General features: G+C 37.8%; 8 protein-coding genes. All 8 read left to right on the forward strand.

Annotation, left to right across the window (positions count from 1 at the left end; all coding sequences use genetic code 11):
• Positions 1 to 27 precede the first annotated feature (27 nt).
• Positions 28 to 5,499: a DUF6531 domain-containing protein gene (locus tag JNUCC51_RS20470; protein ID WP_337989519.1), complete on the forward strand. Its 5,472-nt coding sequence runs from the start codon at positions 28 to 30 to the stop codon at positions 5,497 to 5,499.
• Positions 5,500 to 5,531: 32 nt separating this feature from the next.
• The gene (locus tag JNUCC51_RS20475) at positions 5,532 to 6,059 is read left to right on the forward strand and encodes a DUF4303 domain-containing protein (protein ID WP_337989520.1); all 528 of its coding nucleotides are present in this window, start codon (positions 5,532 to 5,534) and stop codon (positions 6,057 to 6,059) included.
• Between the two features lie 423 nt (positions 6,060 to 6,482).
• A complete protein-coding gene (locus JNUCC51_RS20480) occupies positions 6,483 to 6,800 on the forward strand; it encodes a hypothetical protein (RefSeq protein WP_337989521.1) in 318 nt (105 codons plus the stop codon).
• Positions 6,801 to 7,712: 912 nt separating this feature from the next.
• Positions 7,713 to 11,051, forward strand: a complete 3,339-nt coding sequence (locus JNUCC51_RS20485; RefSeq protein ID WP_337989522.1) for an RHS repeat-associated core domain-containing protein — start codon at positions 7,713 to 7,715, stop codon at positions 11,049 to 11,051.
• Between the two features lie 24 nt (positions 11,052 to 11,075).
• Positions 11,076 to 11,315, forward strand: coding sequence for a hypothetical protein (locus tag JNUCC51_RS20490; protein WP_197229940.1), 240 nt, complete (start codon positions 11,076 to 11,078; stop codon positions 11,313 to 11,315).
• Between the two features lie 773 nt (positions 11,316 to 12,088).
• Positions 12,089 to 12,253, forward strand: a complete 165-nt coding sequence (locus JNUCC51_RS20495) for an ATP-binding protein (RefSeq protein WP_197144222.1) — start codon at positions 12,089 to 12,091, stop codon at positions 12,251 to 12,253.
• Positions 12,254 to 12,987: 734 nt separating this feature from the next.
• Positions 12,988 to 13,134, forward strand: a complete 147-nt coding sequence (locus JNUCC51_RS20500) for a hypothetical protein (RefSeq protein ID WP_337989523.1) — start codon at positions 12,988 to 12,990, stop codon at positions 13,132 to 13,134.
• A gap of 178 nt (positions 13,135 to 13,312) precedes the next feature.
• Complete coding sequence (locus JNUCC51_RS20505) at positions 13,313 to 18,850, forward strand: DUF6531 domain-containing protein (protein WP_337989524.1); 5,538 nt, start codon at positions 13,313 to 13,315, stop codon at positions 18,848 to 18,850.
• Positions 18,851 to 18,854: the final 4 nt, after the last annotated feature.

Consider the following 18,854-nt stretch of genomic DNA (forward strand, 5'->3'; position numbering starts at 1 on the left):
TCGAGGTTGATTGAAAGGAGGTAAGTAATGAAATCGCTAGAAGAAAAGGAAGTACACATGATTAGTACGTATGAAGACCTTGTGCTTGAATGGCCTTATTCACTTATTCATTTAGATAAACTAACCATCAAACATAAGGCCAATGACCATGCGAGGTTGTACTTTACGGGAATGATCGCTGAAGAGCAAGCGCAAAAATATATTCAGCGGGTCAATCATACAGATGAAGTGGTTGTGAAATTTGGACGAGAAAGTGCCATATTGTTCTCAGGAAGAATTGAAAATGCAGAGTTGCAGGCATCACAAGGGGTACACTATGTCTCCGTTGAGGCTGTATCATTTACAGCAAATATGGATATTGCGAAGCGCTCACGTTCTTTTCAAGATGCCAATATGACGTATGTGCAATTAATAAATAACATTGTGAAAGCCTATCCTAATGGGGATTACATCGACCAAGCTTCTAACGGTCAATCCATTGGTAGTATCGCGATTCAATACTTAGAAACAGATTGGGAATTTATTAAAAGAATGGCCTCCCGTTTGCACGCCGTTGTTTTTCCTGATTTAAAAGGAAAAGGTGCTCGATTCTGGCTTGGTACACCTCAAAGTAGGAAAAGCATAACGATCGACCATCTGCCTTCTATATTACGAATGGACGTCGATGCATATCGGTTGATTACTGAAAACGATGGTACGGATGTGAGTGAAGCCGATTATACATTTTGTGAGTTTGAAAGCACGGAGCCCCATGAGTTGGGCACATTGGTGCAATTCAAGGGAAGCTCCTATATCGTAACGGCTAGGGAAACCCATCTTGATGATGGCGTGTTGAAGTTCCAATATACTGCCCAACCAGAGAAAAGTATTCGTCAGCGGTTAGTGCGTAATTTAGATCTCATTGGTGCAGCGTTTACAGGAAAGATCATTGATGTTACGCAAAACACCGTTAAAATTCATTTAGATATCGATAAAAGCCAGGATCAAGCAAAAGCACATTGGTTTGCTTATTCAGCAGATGCCAATGGCGTGATGTATTTAATGCCCCAAATAGGTGCACGTGCCCAATTGCATTTTCCAAGTGCAGTTGAAGAAGAAGCCATCGTAATCAGCTCGGTGCGTGTGAATCCAGCCACACCAGAGGGCGGGCAAAAGCAGATGAAGAAAATGGCGGACACTACCGTTAAATCATTGGCGACCAATGTTGGGAAAGATGTGACATTAGGTGTTGGTGATATTACCTTTAGTGCAGTAGATGGTGTCTTGGACTTAAAGATGGATGATGGAGACGGCGTAACATTTCAAAGTAACAGTACCATCATGCTAGCGGCAGATGAAACACTCGAAATTAGTGGAATGAAAGAACTAGCCGTAGAAGCGGAAGAATGGATTGCTATATCAGCGAAGGAACAAAGTCATGTAATTATGGCCGCTGACACACAATTAATTAGTACGCTCATTGATCAAGAAGGAATAGAGAAGAAGAGCCAACCACCGAAGTTAAATGAGGAAGCAATCGAAGCTACGACGAAAGTGGACTTAATCTTCCCACAAAAGGCAGAAGAGAAGAAAGAGAAGAAGGGCTGGTTTAGTAGTTTATTAGATGGAGTAAGTACTGCGCTGGATATCGCTGGGTTTATTCCTGTCATAGGAACATTTGCAGATATTGCGAATGCAGGAATTAGCTTGGCAAGAGGGAATTACATGGATGCAGCCATGAACTTAGTAGGTGCGGTACCGTTAGTTGGTGATGCCGCCAAGGCAGCCTACAAGGTCAAAAAAGGGGCAAAACTCTTAGATAAAGCTGCTGATGCCGCAAAAGGAGCTGATAAGGCAATAGATGCTTCAAAAGCTTTAGCAAAAGGGATGAAGGCAGCTTATCCGAAAGTATCTAAAACCTTAGATGCAGTAAAGGGACTAGCGGAACTAGCTAACAAAGCAACTAAGGCTGTGAAGACGGCCGCAGATAAAGTCATTTCATCGATGGATGAATTGCTCGCCGCGTCGAAGGCAGTAGGCGCAATGAAAGCTATGGCCAAAACTGGGCTAACGAAATTTAATCATGGAGTATTAAAGAAATTTAATTGTACACAAGGGCTAAGTAAAAAATTCTGTAAAAGAGGTTTTGAGCCCGTTGATTTAATTACAGGACGTATGATTTATGAAGGCGTTGACTTTGAACTACCTGGACCTATCCCCCTTTCATGGGAACGCGCTTGGTACAGTGATAGTAGTCGCATTGGCTTAACAGGTCATGGTATGCACTTTACATACGATCTAGCCTTAGAGATTTTTGAAGAAGAAGACCTGATAGGGATTGTTGTGACGGATGGTCGCGCAGTAGGGTTTCCAATTTTACCAATAAACTTGCCGTATTTTAACAAAAGAGAAAGAATGACATTAACAAATACAGGCGAGGAATATCATCTATTTGAGCATGATACACGATTGATTTATGTATTTGAACAAACAACAGAAACAAAATACAGATTAAAAGAAGTAAGAAATGAGCAAGACCATCATATTCAATTTGCCTATAACCTTAAAGGCCTTCTATCCCAAGTAACTGACAGTGTTGGAAGAGTGCTCGAAGTTACTACTAATGAGGCAGGCAGAATGACAGAAGTTGCCTTACGTAACCAGATGAGTCGTGAAGTATTAGTTCGTTATGTTTACAATGATGTGCAAGATTTAATCGAAATCCAAGATGCATTAGGGCAAAGTACGAATATAAAATATGTTAATCATTTAATGATGCAAAAAATTGACCGCAATAAAAATAGCTTCTTCTGGCGCTATGATGGCCCAACTACAGGTGCACGAGTTATCAAAACATGGGGAGATGGCAATGTCCTTGCAGGGGAGCTTTCTTATCACGATGGCTATAACGAAATTACGAATAGCTTAGGTCATAAGAGTTATTACCATTTTAACGAAGATAATCTCTGTACGAAAATTGTTCACCCAGATGGTAGTGAAGTTAGCTATCAATATAATGAGGACTTTGAATTACTGCAAGAAGTAGATGAAGATGATCGCGTCACAGCATATAGCTATGATGAGTGGGCAAATCCAGTGACGATTACTCTTGCAGATGGCAGTACCGTATCCTCTCAGTATGATGAGAAAGATAGGTTGATTCAAGTTGTAAATGCAGAAGGCGGAAGTCGTCAATGGATTTATAATGAAGATAGCACATTGCAAGCAAATATTTTAGAAGATGGAACAAAGACTGAATTTTCTTATAATGAGAAATATTTAATCGAAACGGTGACAAATGCACAAGGCCATGTGGTAAGCTTAGCTTATGACGCTGATCTAAACCTGAGTCAAGTAACATTGCCAGACGGGACAAGTTCGACATGGGAGTATGACCGCCGCGGAAACTGCATAACATCAACAAATCCACTAGGCGCTACAGAGAAGTTCCGTTATGATAACTTGAATCGTCTAGTACGGGCAAATCTATCAGATGGAAACGACGTGCAATTAAAGTACAATGCCTATGATGATGTCATTTTCGCGAAAGATAACCATACACAAGTAGCCTTTGATTACACCATTCTTGGCAGTTTGGTGTCTCGAGAGCAAGGTGGAAAGAAAGTTAAATTCGCCTATGATACAGAGGAGCAGTTAACCGCTGTCATCAATGAAAAAGGCGAAATGTATCAGTTTGAACGTGATATGAAAGGCAATATCACCAAGGAAATCGGCTTTGATGAAATAGAAAGAACGTATGAACGAAGTCTAGCAGGATTGGTTCAGAGAATTCAACGTCCGAGTGGTCGTTGGACAGCATATCAGCATGATAATCTAGGAAATGTCATTCGAGCTGATTATTATGATGATACCTGGGAAACGTTTGGCTATGACAAAAATGGTTCCTTAATTGAGACTGAAAATGAATATGTGAAAGTAAAGCTGGAGCGAGACCCATCTGGCCAAATAATCAAGGAATGGCAGAATGACCATTGGATTGCGAGTAGCTATGATAAATTAGGCAACCGTTCACAGATTACGAGTAGCTTAGGCGCAAAAATCGATGTTGCTCGCAATGAAATGGGGAATGTGTCGCAAATCACAGCTTCTCGCTCAGAGCAAGAACATTGGACAGCATCAATGCAGTACAATGAACTTGGTCAAGAGATTGAAAGAGTCTTACCAGGAGATGTCATCAGCAAATGGCAGTATGATGCAACGGGTAGACCAACACACCATCAAATAAGTAGTCAAAACCGCGATACACGAAGACGCGTGTATAATTGGGACGTCAATCATCGCTTACGAAGCATGGTTAACCAGTTAACAGGAGTAAAAGTTACTTATGGTTATGATGAATTTAGTAACCTTGTTTGGTCTAATCAAGGCGGTCAATTTGACTTCTTACACCGCAGTGTCGATGATGTCGGGAATTTGTATGAAACGAAAGAAAAGACAGATCGTGTCTATGGTCCAGGAAGCAGATTGCTTGAAACGAGCGAGGCAACATTCTCTTATGATGAGGAAGGAAATCTGGTTCAAAAAGTCGAAAAGAATGGTGATACGTGGAAGTACGAATATAACGGCAATGGCATGATGTCGAAAGTTGTGCGCCCAGACAAGACAGAAGTTACTTTCAAGTATGATTCGCTAGGTAGACGAATTGAAAAGAGTTCAAACGAAAAGATAAAGAAATTCGTTTGGGATGGGAATACTATCCTACATGAGTATTCTTCAGAGAGTAAGTCAGAAATACCTGATAATCTAATCACATGGGTGTTTAATGATGAGTTTGTACCTTCAGCTAAAATCACGAGTGAAGGCAACTACAGTATTATTAGTGATTATCTTGGAACACCTGTAGAAGCCTATGATGAAGAAGGTAATATAGTTTGGTCTGCTGAACTTGATATCTATGGTAGAGTGAATGAATTTACAGGTGTGAAAGACTTTATTCCATTCCGTTATCAAGGACAGTATGAAGATGTAGAAATAGGATTGTTTTATAATCGCTTCCGATACTATGATCCAGAACAAGGGAACTATACTCAAATAGATCCGATTGGACTTGCAGGAAATAATCCAACACTTTATGGGTATGTGAGTGATCCTAATATTTGGGTGGATGTATTCGGATTAAGTAGAGAAACGGGGAAAAATTCAAAAATTCTAAGTGGAAATTTAGCTCGTGAAGGAAGACCAGTTGGAAGTGGACAAGCAGCTGCACATATTGTTGCATCTACTGGAAAAATGAGACAGTGGGCTCCGGCAGTAGAATCAAGAGCTATGTTAGAAAAATATCGTATAAACATTAACGATGCTGCAAATGGAATCCCAATGGGACATCCAACTCCTCACAATATAACTCATAAAGGTTCTTTTCATGCTGAGGTATTAAATCGTCTTCAAAATGTCGAGTCAAAAATGATTAAATCAGGTTATGGTGCAAGGGCGATTCGTAGTGCTTTAAGGAAAGAGCTTCGTACTATTGGACGGGAAGTTTTGGAAAAATGTAAATAGTATTTATGATGTGTTTACAAAGGAGGATGTAGATGGATAAAGATTTAAAGATATTAGTTGATGAAATAGCGCTAGCTATGGAAAAATCGTTTTTAAGTTTATTTCAAAACCAAGAAACTTATTATTATTGTGCGCTGGTGACAACAGGAGAGGCTGTTGCTCCAGTTATTTCAGCATGGTCTTGGGAGGCGTTAGAGAATGTCGTTAAAAAATCTTCAAAGGAAGATGCTGAATTAATAAAATGGTCATATGCAGATTCACCGTATTGGAATTTTGGTTCCGAGAATTTTGAAACTGTAAGAAATCTATTTAATGAACGTGTACTCGACTATACTGATGAAATTAAATGGTTTGAAGAAGTAGACTTTAGATTAGAAGCTATGGTTTTGGCTGTGGAAAAAATAGATAAAAAAGGAATATTCTCTTTAAATCAACCGAGAAGTAAAGTGTATGTGAATGTTGAGGTAATGCCTCCTGATGAAACAAACACAATCAGAGCTTTACGTCTAAACAAAAGAGAAAATATTTTGGATTGGATTAGTGAGGCTGCAGAAGAGTAGTATATTTTGTAATTTGAGTCTTACAACAATAAATAACGTAATATTATATAGTTGATAAAAGCAAATTATTAAAAATCTGAAACATACGTAAGGAGAACATATAAGTTTTTCTTTACGTATGTTTTTTACGTTAGAGATAGAATTTTATTTAATACATTTATTTTCTTCATCAAAGTTTTTTCGACAAGATAAATTAAAATTGCTAGAAGCTTTGATATTAATGTGTTTATGGGTCTAGGGGCTATTATTAAAAATTATTGGGATATGTTTATGATCCTCTGACAGAGTTTGATTTAGTTTGATTTAAGCCAATTAAATATGGGGATAGATTGTACTTAAAAACCAAGAGAATAGATATGCAATAGATGATCCCAAAGGTGCGGATCATCATTAGAGATCAAATGTAAAGGGTAGTGAAAAACTATGGATTTAAGTGAAAAACTACAAAGACATTTAATAAAAAATAAATACGAAAAAGCCCCTGGGATTAAATTTAAAAAAATATTATTATCTAATGAGTATACTGAAAATGAGGACAGAGAAACCGAGTACGTATATAAAACATATAGTTTACCAAATGAGCGAAAAGATAATAGATGTTATAAAGAACATCTGATTGCATGGATTAAAGAAAGAGTAACTTCATACTTGGAAAAAGGTCATGATGTAATTTTAATCGATAATGGATTTGGAGTTCATGTTACAATTTTAGATACTGAAAAATGCTTGAATTTTTTTTGAATTCTAAATCACATCTAGGACTTTCTATAATTAATAGAAGTTTGAAAAAGTTTTTAAACATACAGAAAGAAGAATATGATTTCCTTTTTTTATAAGAGATATTTAATTATTTATTACAAATTTACAAAAATAATATTTATACTACATCACATAGTATCAAAACCAACACAATTCTTTTGTGGGAATGTGAGCTGCTTGTATACGGCTTAAATACAATAAAAAATTAATTGAATTATTGTTTAGATTAAAAGAGTATTTACTTTAATAGTTAAATGTTTTTCTAAAGTAAAGAAAAACGCTGGTTTCGTTTGTAACACTGTACCTAAATCAAAAGAGTAGCATAAATCCTTTGAATTGGATTTTATTGCTACTCTTTTTTGCTTTATCCATAATCCGAACCCTTAACAGATAAGGATTTATTTAAATTAGAAAATGATTTAATAGAAAAATACAAATTAAAGAAATATAATCCTAATGAAATAGAACTATCTAATAAATTTTCCTTGAACCAAAGTTAACGAATGCGATAATAGATTGCTCATTACATCACTAGCGTTGTCACAATCGTCTATGATTCATACAGATTAAAGTATCATTTAAACTCTGTAAAACGAGTGGTTTTATTCATCCATAAACAAGCAAAAATGTACATAATGGTGTTGACATTTATATGCATACTTAAATTTTATTACCACTAACTGTAGCATACCTTCACCATCGTAGAAACATACAACTAAAACTATTCTTTCCAACACGAATGTAATCATAGTTTAAAGCTATTTACATTTCATGTACCAAAGGATTAAAGTTTCATTTTACCCTTTTCTCCCACAGTATATCTAACAACTAAAACTCAAATTTCCATAATCCATTCATACATGTTCAGATCCTGTTGATACATTTACCGGACGTATGATCTATGAAGGTGCCGACTTTGAACTGCCTGGACCGATCCCTCTTTCATGGGAACGCGCTTGGTACAGTGATAGTAGTCGCATTGGCATAACAGGTCATGGTATGCACTTTACATACGATCTAGCCTTAGAGATTTTTGAAGAAGAAGACCTGATAGGGATTGTTGTGACGGATGGTCGCGCAGTAGGGTTTCCAATTTTACCAATAAACTTGCCGTATTTTAACAAACGAGAAAGAATGACCTTAACAAATACAGGCGAGGAATATCATCTATTTGAGCATGATACACGATTGATTTATGTATTTGAACAAACAACAGAAACAAAATACCGATTAAAAGAAGTAAAAAATGAGCAAGACCATCATATTCAATTTGCCTATAACCTTAAAGGGTTCCTATCTCAAGTAACCGACAGTGTTGGTAGAGTGCTTGAGGTTACAACCAATGAGGTAGGCAGAATGACAGAGGTTGCTTTACGCAACCAGATGAGCCGTGAAGTCTTAGTTCGTTATGTTTACAATGATGGACAAGATTTAATCGAAATCCAAGATGCATTAGGGCAAAGTACGCATATTAATTATGTTAATCACTTAATGATGCAAAAAACGGATCGCAATAAAAATAGCTTCTTCTGGCGCTATGATGGCCCAACTACAGGTGCAAGAGTCATCAAAACATGGGGAGATGGCAATGTCCTTGCAGGGGAGCTTGCATATCACGAGGGTTATAACGAAATTACGAATAGCTTAGGTCATAAGAGTTATTACCATTTCAACGAAGATAATCTCTGTACGAAAATTGTTCACCCAGATGGTAGTGAAGTTAGCTATGAATATAATGGGGACTTTGAATTACTGCAAGCAGTAGATGAAGATGGTCGTGCCACGGCATATAGCTATGATGAATGGGCAAATCCAGTAACGATTACTCTTGCAGATGGCAGTACCTTATCTTCACAGTATGATGAGAAGGATAGGCTAATTCAGGTAGTAAACGCAGAGGGTGGAAGTCGTCAGTGGATTTATAACGAAAATGGGACATTACAGGCTAATATTTTAGAAGATGGTACGAAGACTGAATTTTCATATAATGAACAATATTTAATTAAAGAGGTAACAAATGCACAAGGCCATATGGTAAGCTTAGCTTATGATGCTGATCTGAACTTGAGTCAAGTAACATTGCCAGACGGAACAAGTTCAACTTGGACGTATGACCGTCGTGGTAACTGCACAACATCGACAAATCCGCTAGGGGCCACAGAGAAATTCCGTTATGACAACTTAAATCGTCTTGTACGGGCAAACCTTTCGGATGGTAACGACGTTCAATTAAAGTACGATGCCTATGATGATGTTGTTTTTGCGAAAGATAACCATACGCAGGTAGCTTTTGATTACACCATTCTCGGCAGCTTAATGTCTCGAGAACAAGGTGGGAAGAAAGTCAAATTCACCTATGATACAGAAGAGCAGTTAACCGCTGTCATCAATGAAAAAGGCGAAGCGTATCAGTTTGAACGCGATACGAAAGGGAATGTTATCAAGGAAATAGGCTTTGATGAGATGGAAAGAACGTATGAACGAAGTCTGGCAGGATTAGTTCAGAGGATTCAACGTCCAGGTGATCGTTGGACATCGTATCAGCATGATGGTCTAGGAAATGTTATCCGAGCTGATTATTATGATAACACTTGGGAAACGTTTGGCTATGACAAAAATGGTTCTTTAATTGAGACTGAAAATGAGCATGTGAAAGTAAAGCTGGATCGAGACCCATCTGGACAAGTGACCAAGGAGTGGCAGAATGACCATTGGATCGCGAGTAGTTATGATCAATTAGGCAATCGTTCACAGATTACGAGTAGCCTAGGCGCAAAAATTGATGTTGCTCGCAATGAAATGGGGAATGTGTCGCAAATCACAGCTTCTCGTTTAGAGCAAGAAAATTGGACAGCATCAATGCAGTACAATGAACTTGGTCAAGAGATTGAAAGAATCTTACCAGGGGAAGTCATCAGCAAATGGCAATATGACGTAACTGGTAGACCGACACACCATCGAATAAATAGCCAAAATCGTGACACACGAAGACGCGTATATAATTGGGACGTCAATCATCGATTACGAAGCATGGTAAATGAGTTAACCGGTGTAAAAGTTACCTATGGTTACGATGAATTCAGTAACTTAGTCTGGTCCAATCAAGGCGGTCAATTTGACTTCTTACACCGCAGTGTCGATGATGTCGGGAATTTGTATGAAACGAAAGAAAAGACAGATCGTGTCTATGGTCCGGGAAGCAGATTGCTTGAAACGAGAGATGCAACATTTTCTTATGATGATGAAGGTAATCTGATTCAGAAAGTTGAGAAGAATGGTGATACGTGGAAGTACGAGTATAACGGGAAAGGCATGATGGCGAAAGTCATCAAACCAGACAACGCAGAAGTTACTTTCAAATATGACTCGATAGGTAGACGAATAGAGAAGAGTTCAAACGAAAAGATATTGAAATTCGTATGGGATGGGAATAAGATTCTACATGAATATTTCTCGGAGAAAAATTCAGATGAATTTGAAAACCTAGTTAAGAATTCTTCACAGACTAATTCCGAAATACCAGATAATCTAATTACATGGGTGTTTAATGATGAGTTCGTTCCAACAGCTAAAATTACGAATGAAGGTAATTACAGTATTATTAGTGACTATTTAGGAACTCCTGTAGAAGCCTTTGATGAAAAAGGTAATAAGGTTTGGTCAGCTGAGCTTGATATATATGGACGAGTGAAAGAATTTACAGGTGAGAAAGACTTTATACCATTCCGTTATCAAGGTCAGTATGAAGATGAAGAAATAGGATTGTATTATAATAGATTCCGATACTACGACCCCGAACAAGGCAATTATACTCAAATAGATCCGATTGGACTTGCTGGTGGAAATCCCACTTTGTATGGCTATGTAAAAGATCCAAATAGAATGATCGATCCTTTTGGATTAAATGAATGTGAGATTGACAAGCCAGATTGGAGCCGAACAAGGCACGATGGTTACACTACTCAACAGCATGTAGAACTACATAACGTTGATGATTTAACTAAACCGAAGCACGGCGTATTTTCGGAGGATGGTTTTACTCAAACTAATGATGCTTGGACAAATAAAGGAACCCCTGTTACTCAACCGAACGGGAATGATAAATATGTAATTCCTTCTCCAGAAGCTGGATTGGAAGGTGGATTTAGAGGATCAGGTGATGTTTTAAATAATGTTACGATTATTACAGAAGGTGGAACAAATAAAATTGTTACCGCATTTCCTTCAAAATAACTAATGATGAAAGAAGAGAGTAAAATGATAAATGAATATAAAGTTGATTGGTGCCCATTGTGTGACCAAGGCTGGGTTATAATTGTAAAAGATATTCAAACATCAAGTCTGTATTTATGTTGTAAAGAATGTGAGTCTGAATGGAAAAGTCCATATGAAATAACTCAGGAACAATGTTTGCCATTTAACACATATGCAAAATATGATTTTCCAACTGAAGATGAGGTGATTAGTTATGGCTGGGCTGAATTTATCAAAACCTAAAGGTGTAAGGAAAATCTTTGTGAGTAGTATTTGATGAACTTCATAATTAATAGTAATATTTCCGAGAAAATATAATTTTAGAACCTACGTTTGAAGAGATACAATATCCTTTTTTACGTAGGTTTTTTTAAGTCAGGGTCTGCTTTTTCTGTCTGGTGATAGTGGTTATAACCAAAAGACTTGCCTGTCGTAAGAGGAAGGAATCATAGAGATGGGTATAGATAAAATGGGTATTGAATACAGAATAGTTCTTGAAGATAATGAAAAATAGATTTGGTAATCGAGAAGATATTCTCTTTCCTTAAGTCTAATGAAAAATATAAAGATGTAATTATGGATCCAAAAGTAATAGTATTTCCATATAACGATGTTAATTGGAATCGATGGTATACTATAGAAAATTACAAGGGTGAAATATACATCTGGACTACTGGTAACAGAAGAGTTCAAGAAAGTAAGTTAATTGAGGAAGTTTGTAAAGTGAATGTAAACCTATGTTTACATATGAGGTGGGAGAGATTTAATATGTACTCCCCATCAACTGATTTTTAACTATGATGAATAGGGCAACCTAATTTATAGAGAACCGAGTGTTTAATAAATTAACAGAAGTGTACCCCATAAGGTGAAATTGCCCTGTGGGGTTTGCTTATGGGAGTTTAAGAGGGGCGAGGCTCATTAAGTTGCAGCTTAGATTGGACAATACTTAAGAAGAAGCAAAGAGAACTGGTAGTTAGCATGCAAGATGAAATAGAAATGTATACGCAGTATATATGGAGAGAAATAAAAAAGACCTTTACAAATCATGGAATGAAATTTTCCCTGAACCAGAGTTATCGAATGCGATAATAGATCGCCTATTACATCACGCTAGCGTTGTCACAATCGTCGATGATTCAAACAGTTTAAAGTATCATTTAAACTCTGAAAACAAGTGAGTTATTCACCTTTAAACAAGCAAAAATGTACATATTGGTGTTTACATTTATTTGCCTACTTTAAATTTTATTACCATTTACGATAGCATACCTTTCACCATAGTATAATAATATTTTACAACTATAACTATTCTCCCCATCACGAATGTAATCTTAGTTTGACGATTAATTATATTTCTTGTACCTAATGTTTAAAGTTTCACTTTAACATCTCTCACTCAGTATATCTAACTACTAAAATTCAAATTTCCTTAATACACAGTATTTTTGGTCTATTCTGAATAATGGTTCGTATGGATGTTGACTTTTTATCTATGGTTTATTAGCATATTTATGAAGAAAAATAACCAATTAATGGTTTTAATTCCGTATTTAATTAATTTTGGGGTATTGCTGAATTAAAAAACAAAATTTAGCGATAGTATTTAATAGGAAAGTAAAAAATAAAAGGTTATGAGATAGAAAGAATAATACAAATTGAAACAAAGGATAGAACACAATGAATTTCATGGATGAAGAGACATGTAAGGCAAAAGGAATGAATGGAGAACATCGAACCCTAATTATTACATATGAGTTTACAGAAATTAGTTTTTATGAGGATTAAAATCCGGATGTATACCTTCAAAATTTGACGTGTTTGGAACCTGAATAATAGATAAAAAATATCTATCTAGTCGTAGATACCGATTATATCTATACAAACACAAAAAATCTACGTCATGTTGAAAATCATGGAACAACAGATAAAAGCAGAAGAAGTAAAAGATATCACACAGTCCATGATGAATATATTTCAAAAAACACAGCCAACTGCGAAAATGTTGGATATTGGCATTAATGAAGTTAACGGTGTACAAATTGGTTATTTGTTTTCATGACGCCAGTACTAGATAACAAGATTTATAATTTAATGTTTTTGTTTTAGGTAGGCGAGAAATGACGATGGGTTCGGTTAATTGTGTGAAAAAAGAGATGAATATTTGGAAACCCATTGCTTACGGCATGTTGGAATTTAACTTACAAGAAAAGACGAAGTTGATTGAAAGGAGGTAAGTAATGAAATCGCTAGAAGAAAAGGAAGTACACATGGTTAGTACGTATGAGGATCTTGTGCTCGAATGGCCTTATCCGCTTATTCATTTAGATAAACTAACTATCAAACATAAGGGCAATGACCATGCGAGATTGTACTTTACAGGAATGATCGCTGAAGAGCAAGCGCAAAAGTATATTCAGCGGGTCAATCATACAGATGAAGTGGTTGTGAAATTTGGACGAGACAGTGCCATATTGTTCTCAGGAAGAATTGAAAATGCAGAGTTGCAGGCATCACAAGGGGTACACTATGTCTCCGTTGAGGCTGTATCATTTACAGCAAATATGGATATTGCGAAGCGCTCACGTTCTTTTCAAGATGCCAATATGACGTATGTGCAATTAATAAATAACATCGTGAAAGCCTATCCTAACGGGGATTACATCGACCAAGCTTCTAACGGCCAAGCCATTGGTAGTATCGCGATTCAATACTTAGAAACAGATTGGGAATTTATTAAAAGAATGGCCTCCCGTTTGCACGCCGTTGTTTTTCCAGATTTAAAAGGAAAAGGTGCTCGATTCTGGCTTGGGACACCTCAAAGTAGGAAAAGCATAACGATCGACCATCTGCCATCAATATTACGTATGGACGTCGATGCATATCGATTGATTACTGAAAATGATGGTACTGATGTGAGTGAAGCCGATTATACTTTTTGTGAGTTTGAAAGCACGGAGCCCCATGAGTTGGGCACATTGGTGCAATTCAAGGGAAGCTCCTATATCGTAACGGCTAGGGAAACCCATCTTGATGAAGGTGTGTTGAAGTTTCAATATACTGCCCAACCAGAGAAAAGTATTCGTCAGCGATTAGTACGTAATTTAGATCTCATTGGTGCAGCATTTACAGGAAAGATCATTGATGTTACGCAAAACACCGTTAAAATTCACTTAGATATAGATAAAAGCCAGGATCAAGCAAAAGCACATTGGTTTGCATATTCAGCAGATGCCAATGGCGTTATGTATTTAATGCCCCAAATAGGTGCACGTGCTCAATTGCATTTTCCAAGTGCAGTTGAAGAAGAAGCCATCGTAATCAGCTCGGTGCGTGTTAGTCCAGCCACGCCAGAGGGCGGACAAAAGCAGATGAAGAAAATGGCGGATACTACTGTTAAATCATTGGCGACCAATGTTGGGAAAGATGTGACATTAGGTGTTGGAGATATTACCTTTAGTGCAGTAGATGGTGTCTTGGATTTAAAGATGGATGATGGAGACGGCGTAACATTTCAAAGTAACAGCACCATCATTCTAGCGGCCGATGAAACTCTCGAAATTAGTGGAATGAAAGAGCTAGCCGTAGAGGCGGAAGAATGGATTGCTATATCAGCGAAGGAACAAAGTCATGTGATTATGGCCGCTGACACACAATTAATTAGTACGCTCATTGATCAAGAAGGTAAAGAGAAGCAAAGCCAGCCACCGAAGCTAAATGAAGAAGCAATCGAAGCAATGAGTAAAGTTGACTTAATCTTCCCGCAAAAGGCAGAAGAGAAGAAAGAGAAGAAAGGCTGGTTTAGTAGTTTAGTAGATGGCGTAAGTGCAGCACTGGATGTTGCTGGATTTATTCCTGTTATAGGTACATTTGCAGATATTGCGAATGCAGGAATTAGCTTGGCAAGAGGGAATTACATGGATGCAGCCATGAACTTAGTAGGTGCGGTCCCGTTAGTTGGTGATGCCGCCAAGGGAGCCTACAAGGTCAAAAAAGGGGCAAAACTCTTAGATAAAGCTGCTGATGCTGCAAAAGGTGCTGATAAGGCAATAGATGCTTCAAAAGCTTTAGCAAAAGGGATGAAGGCAGCTTATCCGAAAATATCTAAAACGTTAGATGCAGTAAAGGGACTAGCGGAACTAGCTAACAAAGCATCTAAGGCTGTGAAGACTGCCGCAGATAAAGTTATTTCGTCGATGGATGAATTGCTCGCTGCATCGAAGGCAGTAGGCGCAATGAAAGCTATGGCCAAAACTGGGCTAACGAAATTTAATCATGGGGTATTAAAGAAGTTTAATTGTACACAAGGGTTAAGTAAAAAATTCTGTAAAAGAGGTTTTGAGCCCGTTGATTTAATCACAGGACGTATGATTTATGAAGGCGTCGACTTTGAATTACCTGGACCTATCCCCCTTTCATGGGAACGCGCTTGGTACAGTGATAGTAGTCGCATTGGCTTAACAGGTCATGGTATGCACTTTACATACGATCTAGCCTTAGAGATTTTTGAAGAAGATGACCTGATTGGGATTGTAGTAACGGATGGTCGCGCAGTAGGATTTCCAATTTTACCAATAAACTTGCCGTATTTTAACAAAAGAGAAAGAATGACCTTAACAAATACAGGCGAGGAATATCATCTATTTGAGCATGATACACGATTGATTTATGTATTTGAACAATCAACAGAAACAACATATCGATTAAAAGAAGTAAAAAATGAACAAGAGCATCATATTCAATTTGCCTATAACCTTAAAGGGTTCCTATCTCAAGTAACGGACAGTGTGGGTAGAGTGCTCGAAGTTACAACCAATGAGGTAGGCAGAATGACAGAAGTAGCCTTACGCAACCAGATGAGTCGTGAAGTTTTAGTTCGCTATGATTACAATGATGGACAAGATTTAATCGAAATCCAAGATGCGTTAGGGCAAAGTACGCATATTAAATATGTTAATCACTTAATGATGCAAAAAACAGATCGTAATAAAAATAGCTTCTTCTGGCGCTATGATGGCCCAACTACAGGTGCACGAGTAATCAAAACATGGGGAGATGGCAATGTCCTTGCAGGGGAGCTTTCTTATCATGAGGGCTATAACGAAATTACGAATAGCTTAGGCCATAAGAGTTATTATTATTTTAATGAAGATAATCTCTGTACAAAAATTGTACATCCAGATGGTAGTGAAGTCAGTTATCAATATAATGATGACTTTGAATTACTTCAAACAGTTGATGAAGATGGTCGTGTGACGACATTTAGCTATGATGAGTGGGCAAATCCAGTGACCATTACTCGTGCAGATGGCAGTATCTTATCTTCAAAGTATGATGAGAAGGATAGGCTGGTTCAGGCAGTTAACGCAGAGGGCGGAAGTCGTCAATGGATTTATAATGAAGATAGCACATTGCAAGCAAATATTTTAGAAGATGGAATGAAAACAGAATTTTCCTATAATGAGCAATATTTAATTAAAAGTGTGACAAATGCGCAAGGCCATGTGGTAAGCTTATCTTATGATGCTGATCTGAATTTGAGTCAAGTGACATTACCAGACGGAACGAGTTCCGCATGGACATATGACCGTCGTGGTAACTGTACATCAACGACCAATCCGCTAGGGGCCACAGAGAAGTTCCGTTATGATAACTTGAATCGTCTAGTACGGGCGAATCTATCAGATGGTAACGACGTTCAATTGAAGTATGATGCCTATGATGATGTTGTGTTTGCGAAAGATAATCATACACAAGTAGCCTTTGATTACAGCATTCTTGGAAGTTTACTATCTCGAGAACAAGGCGGGAAGAAAGTCAAATTCACTTATGATACAGAGGAGCAGTTAACCGCTGTCATAAATGAAAAAGGAGAAGTGTATCAGTTTGAACGTGATACGAAAGGTAATATCATCAAGGAAATTGGCTTTGATGAGCTTACAAGAACGTATGAACGAAGTTTGGCTGGATTGGTTCAGAGAATTCAACGACCGGGTGATCGTTGGACAGCGTATCAACATGATGGTCTAGGGAATATTATTCGAGCTGATTATTATGATGACACCTGGGAAACGTTTGGCTATGACAAAAATGGTTTGTTGATGGAGACTGAAAATGAGCATGTGAAAGTAAAGCTGGAGCGAGACTCATCTGGACAAGTGATAGAGGAGTGGCAGAATGACCATTGGATTGCGAGTTCCTACGATGAATTAGGCAATCGTTCACAGATTACGAGTAGCTTAGGAGCAAAAATTGATGTCGCTCGTAATGAGATGGGCAATGTGTCACAAATTACAGCATCTCGCTCAGAGCAAGAACATTGGACAGCATCAATGCAGTACAATGAACTTGGTCAAGAGATTGAAAGAGTCTTACCAGGAGATGTCATCAGCAAATGGCAGTATGATACGACGGGTAGACCAACACACCACCGAATAAGTAGTCAAAACCGCGATACACGAAGACGCGCGTATAATTGGGACGTCAATCATCGCTTACGAAGCATGGTTAATGAGTTAACGGGTGTAAAAGTTACCTATGGTTACGATGAATTCAGTAACCTTGTCTGGTCCAATCAAGGCGGTCAATTTGACTTCTTACACCGAAGTGTCGACGATGTCGGGAATTTGTATGAAACGAAAGAAAAAACAGATCGCATCTATGGTGCAGGAAGTAGATTGCTTGAAACGAGAGAGGCAACTTTCACTTATGATGATGAAGGTAATCTGAATCAGAAACTTGAGAAGAACGGTGATACGTGGACGTACGAATACTATGGCAATGGCATGATGGCGAAAGTGATCAGGCCAGACAACACAGAAGTTACTTTCAAGTATGATTCGCTAGGTAGACGAATTGAGAAGAGTTCTGATGATAAAACTATGAATTTCGTCTGGGATGGGAATACTATTCTACATGAGTATTTCTCGGAGGAAGATTCAGGGGGATTTGAAAACCTAGAGGAGTATTCTTCACAGAACAAGTCTGAAATACCAGACAATCTAGTCACATGGGTATTTAACGATGGGTTCGTACCGTCTGCTAAAATCACGAATGAAGGTAACTACAGCATTATTAGTGATTGTCTTGGAACACCTGTAAAAGCATATGATGGACAAGGTAATCAGGTTTGGTCAGCTCAACTTGATGTTTATGGTCGGGTGAAGGAGTTTACTGGTGAATGTGACTTTATTCCGTTCAGATACCAGGGGCAGTATGAGGATGAGGAAACTGGATTGTATTACAACCGATTCCGTTACTACTCTCCTATTGAGGGAACGTATGTGCAACAAGATCCGATAGGACTAGCGGGGAATAATCCGACACTGTATGGATATACAAATGATCCGAATACTATGATTGATCCATTAGGATTAGCTACACGCCCTAATAATGGTAAATATCATATATTTTATGATTTTATGTTAGACCCTAAACACCAATATTCAAGTGATAAAGTTCAGTTTAATAGGGCAAATAAAGCATTTATTAATGAACTCAATAGTGATCCAGTTTTCCGACGTGATATGCTGGGTCGATATCCTGCACTACATGATTGGTTGAAAAACCCTGATATGGGATCAAGTCCAGTAGATCTTACATGGCATCATCATGAAGATACAAGAAGGCTTGCACTTGTGGACCGCGCTGATCACGCTAATAATCATAAATTATATCATCCAACTGGAGCTGGAGGTCGTGACATTTGGGGAGGAGGAAAGCCGGGTAGAAAAGGAAAGTTAGATGGTGCAACTGGTAAGATTAAATGCAAAAAGTAAAGGA

The sequence above is a fragment of the Lysinibacillus sp. JNUCC 51 genome (genome assembly GCF_015999525.1).
In the GTDB taxonomy this organism is placed as follows: Bacteria; Bacillota; Bacilli; order Bacillales_A; family Planococcaceae; genus Lysinibacillus; species Lysinibacillus xylanilyticus.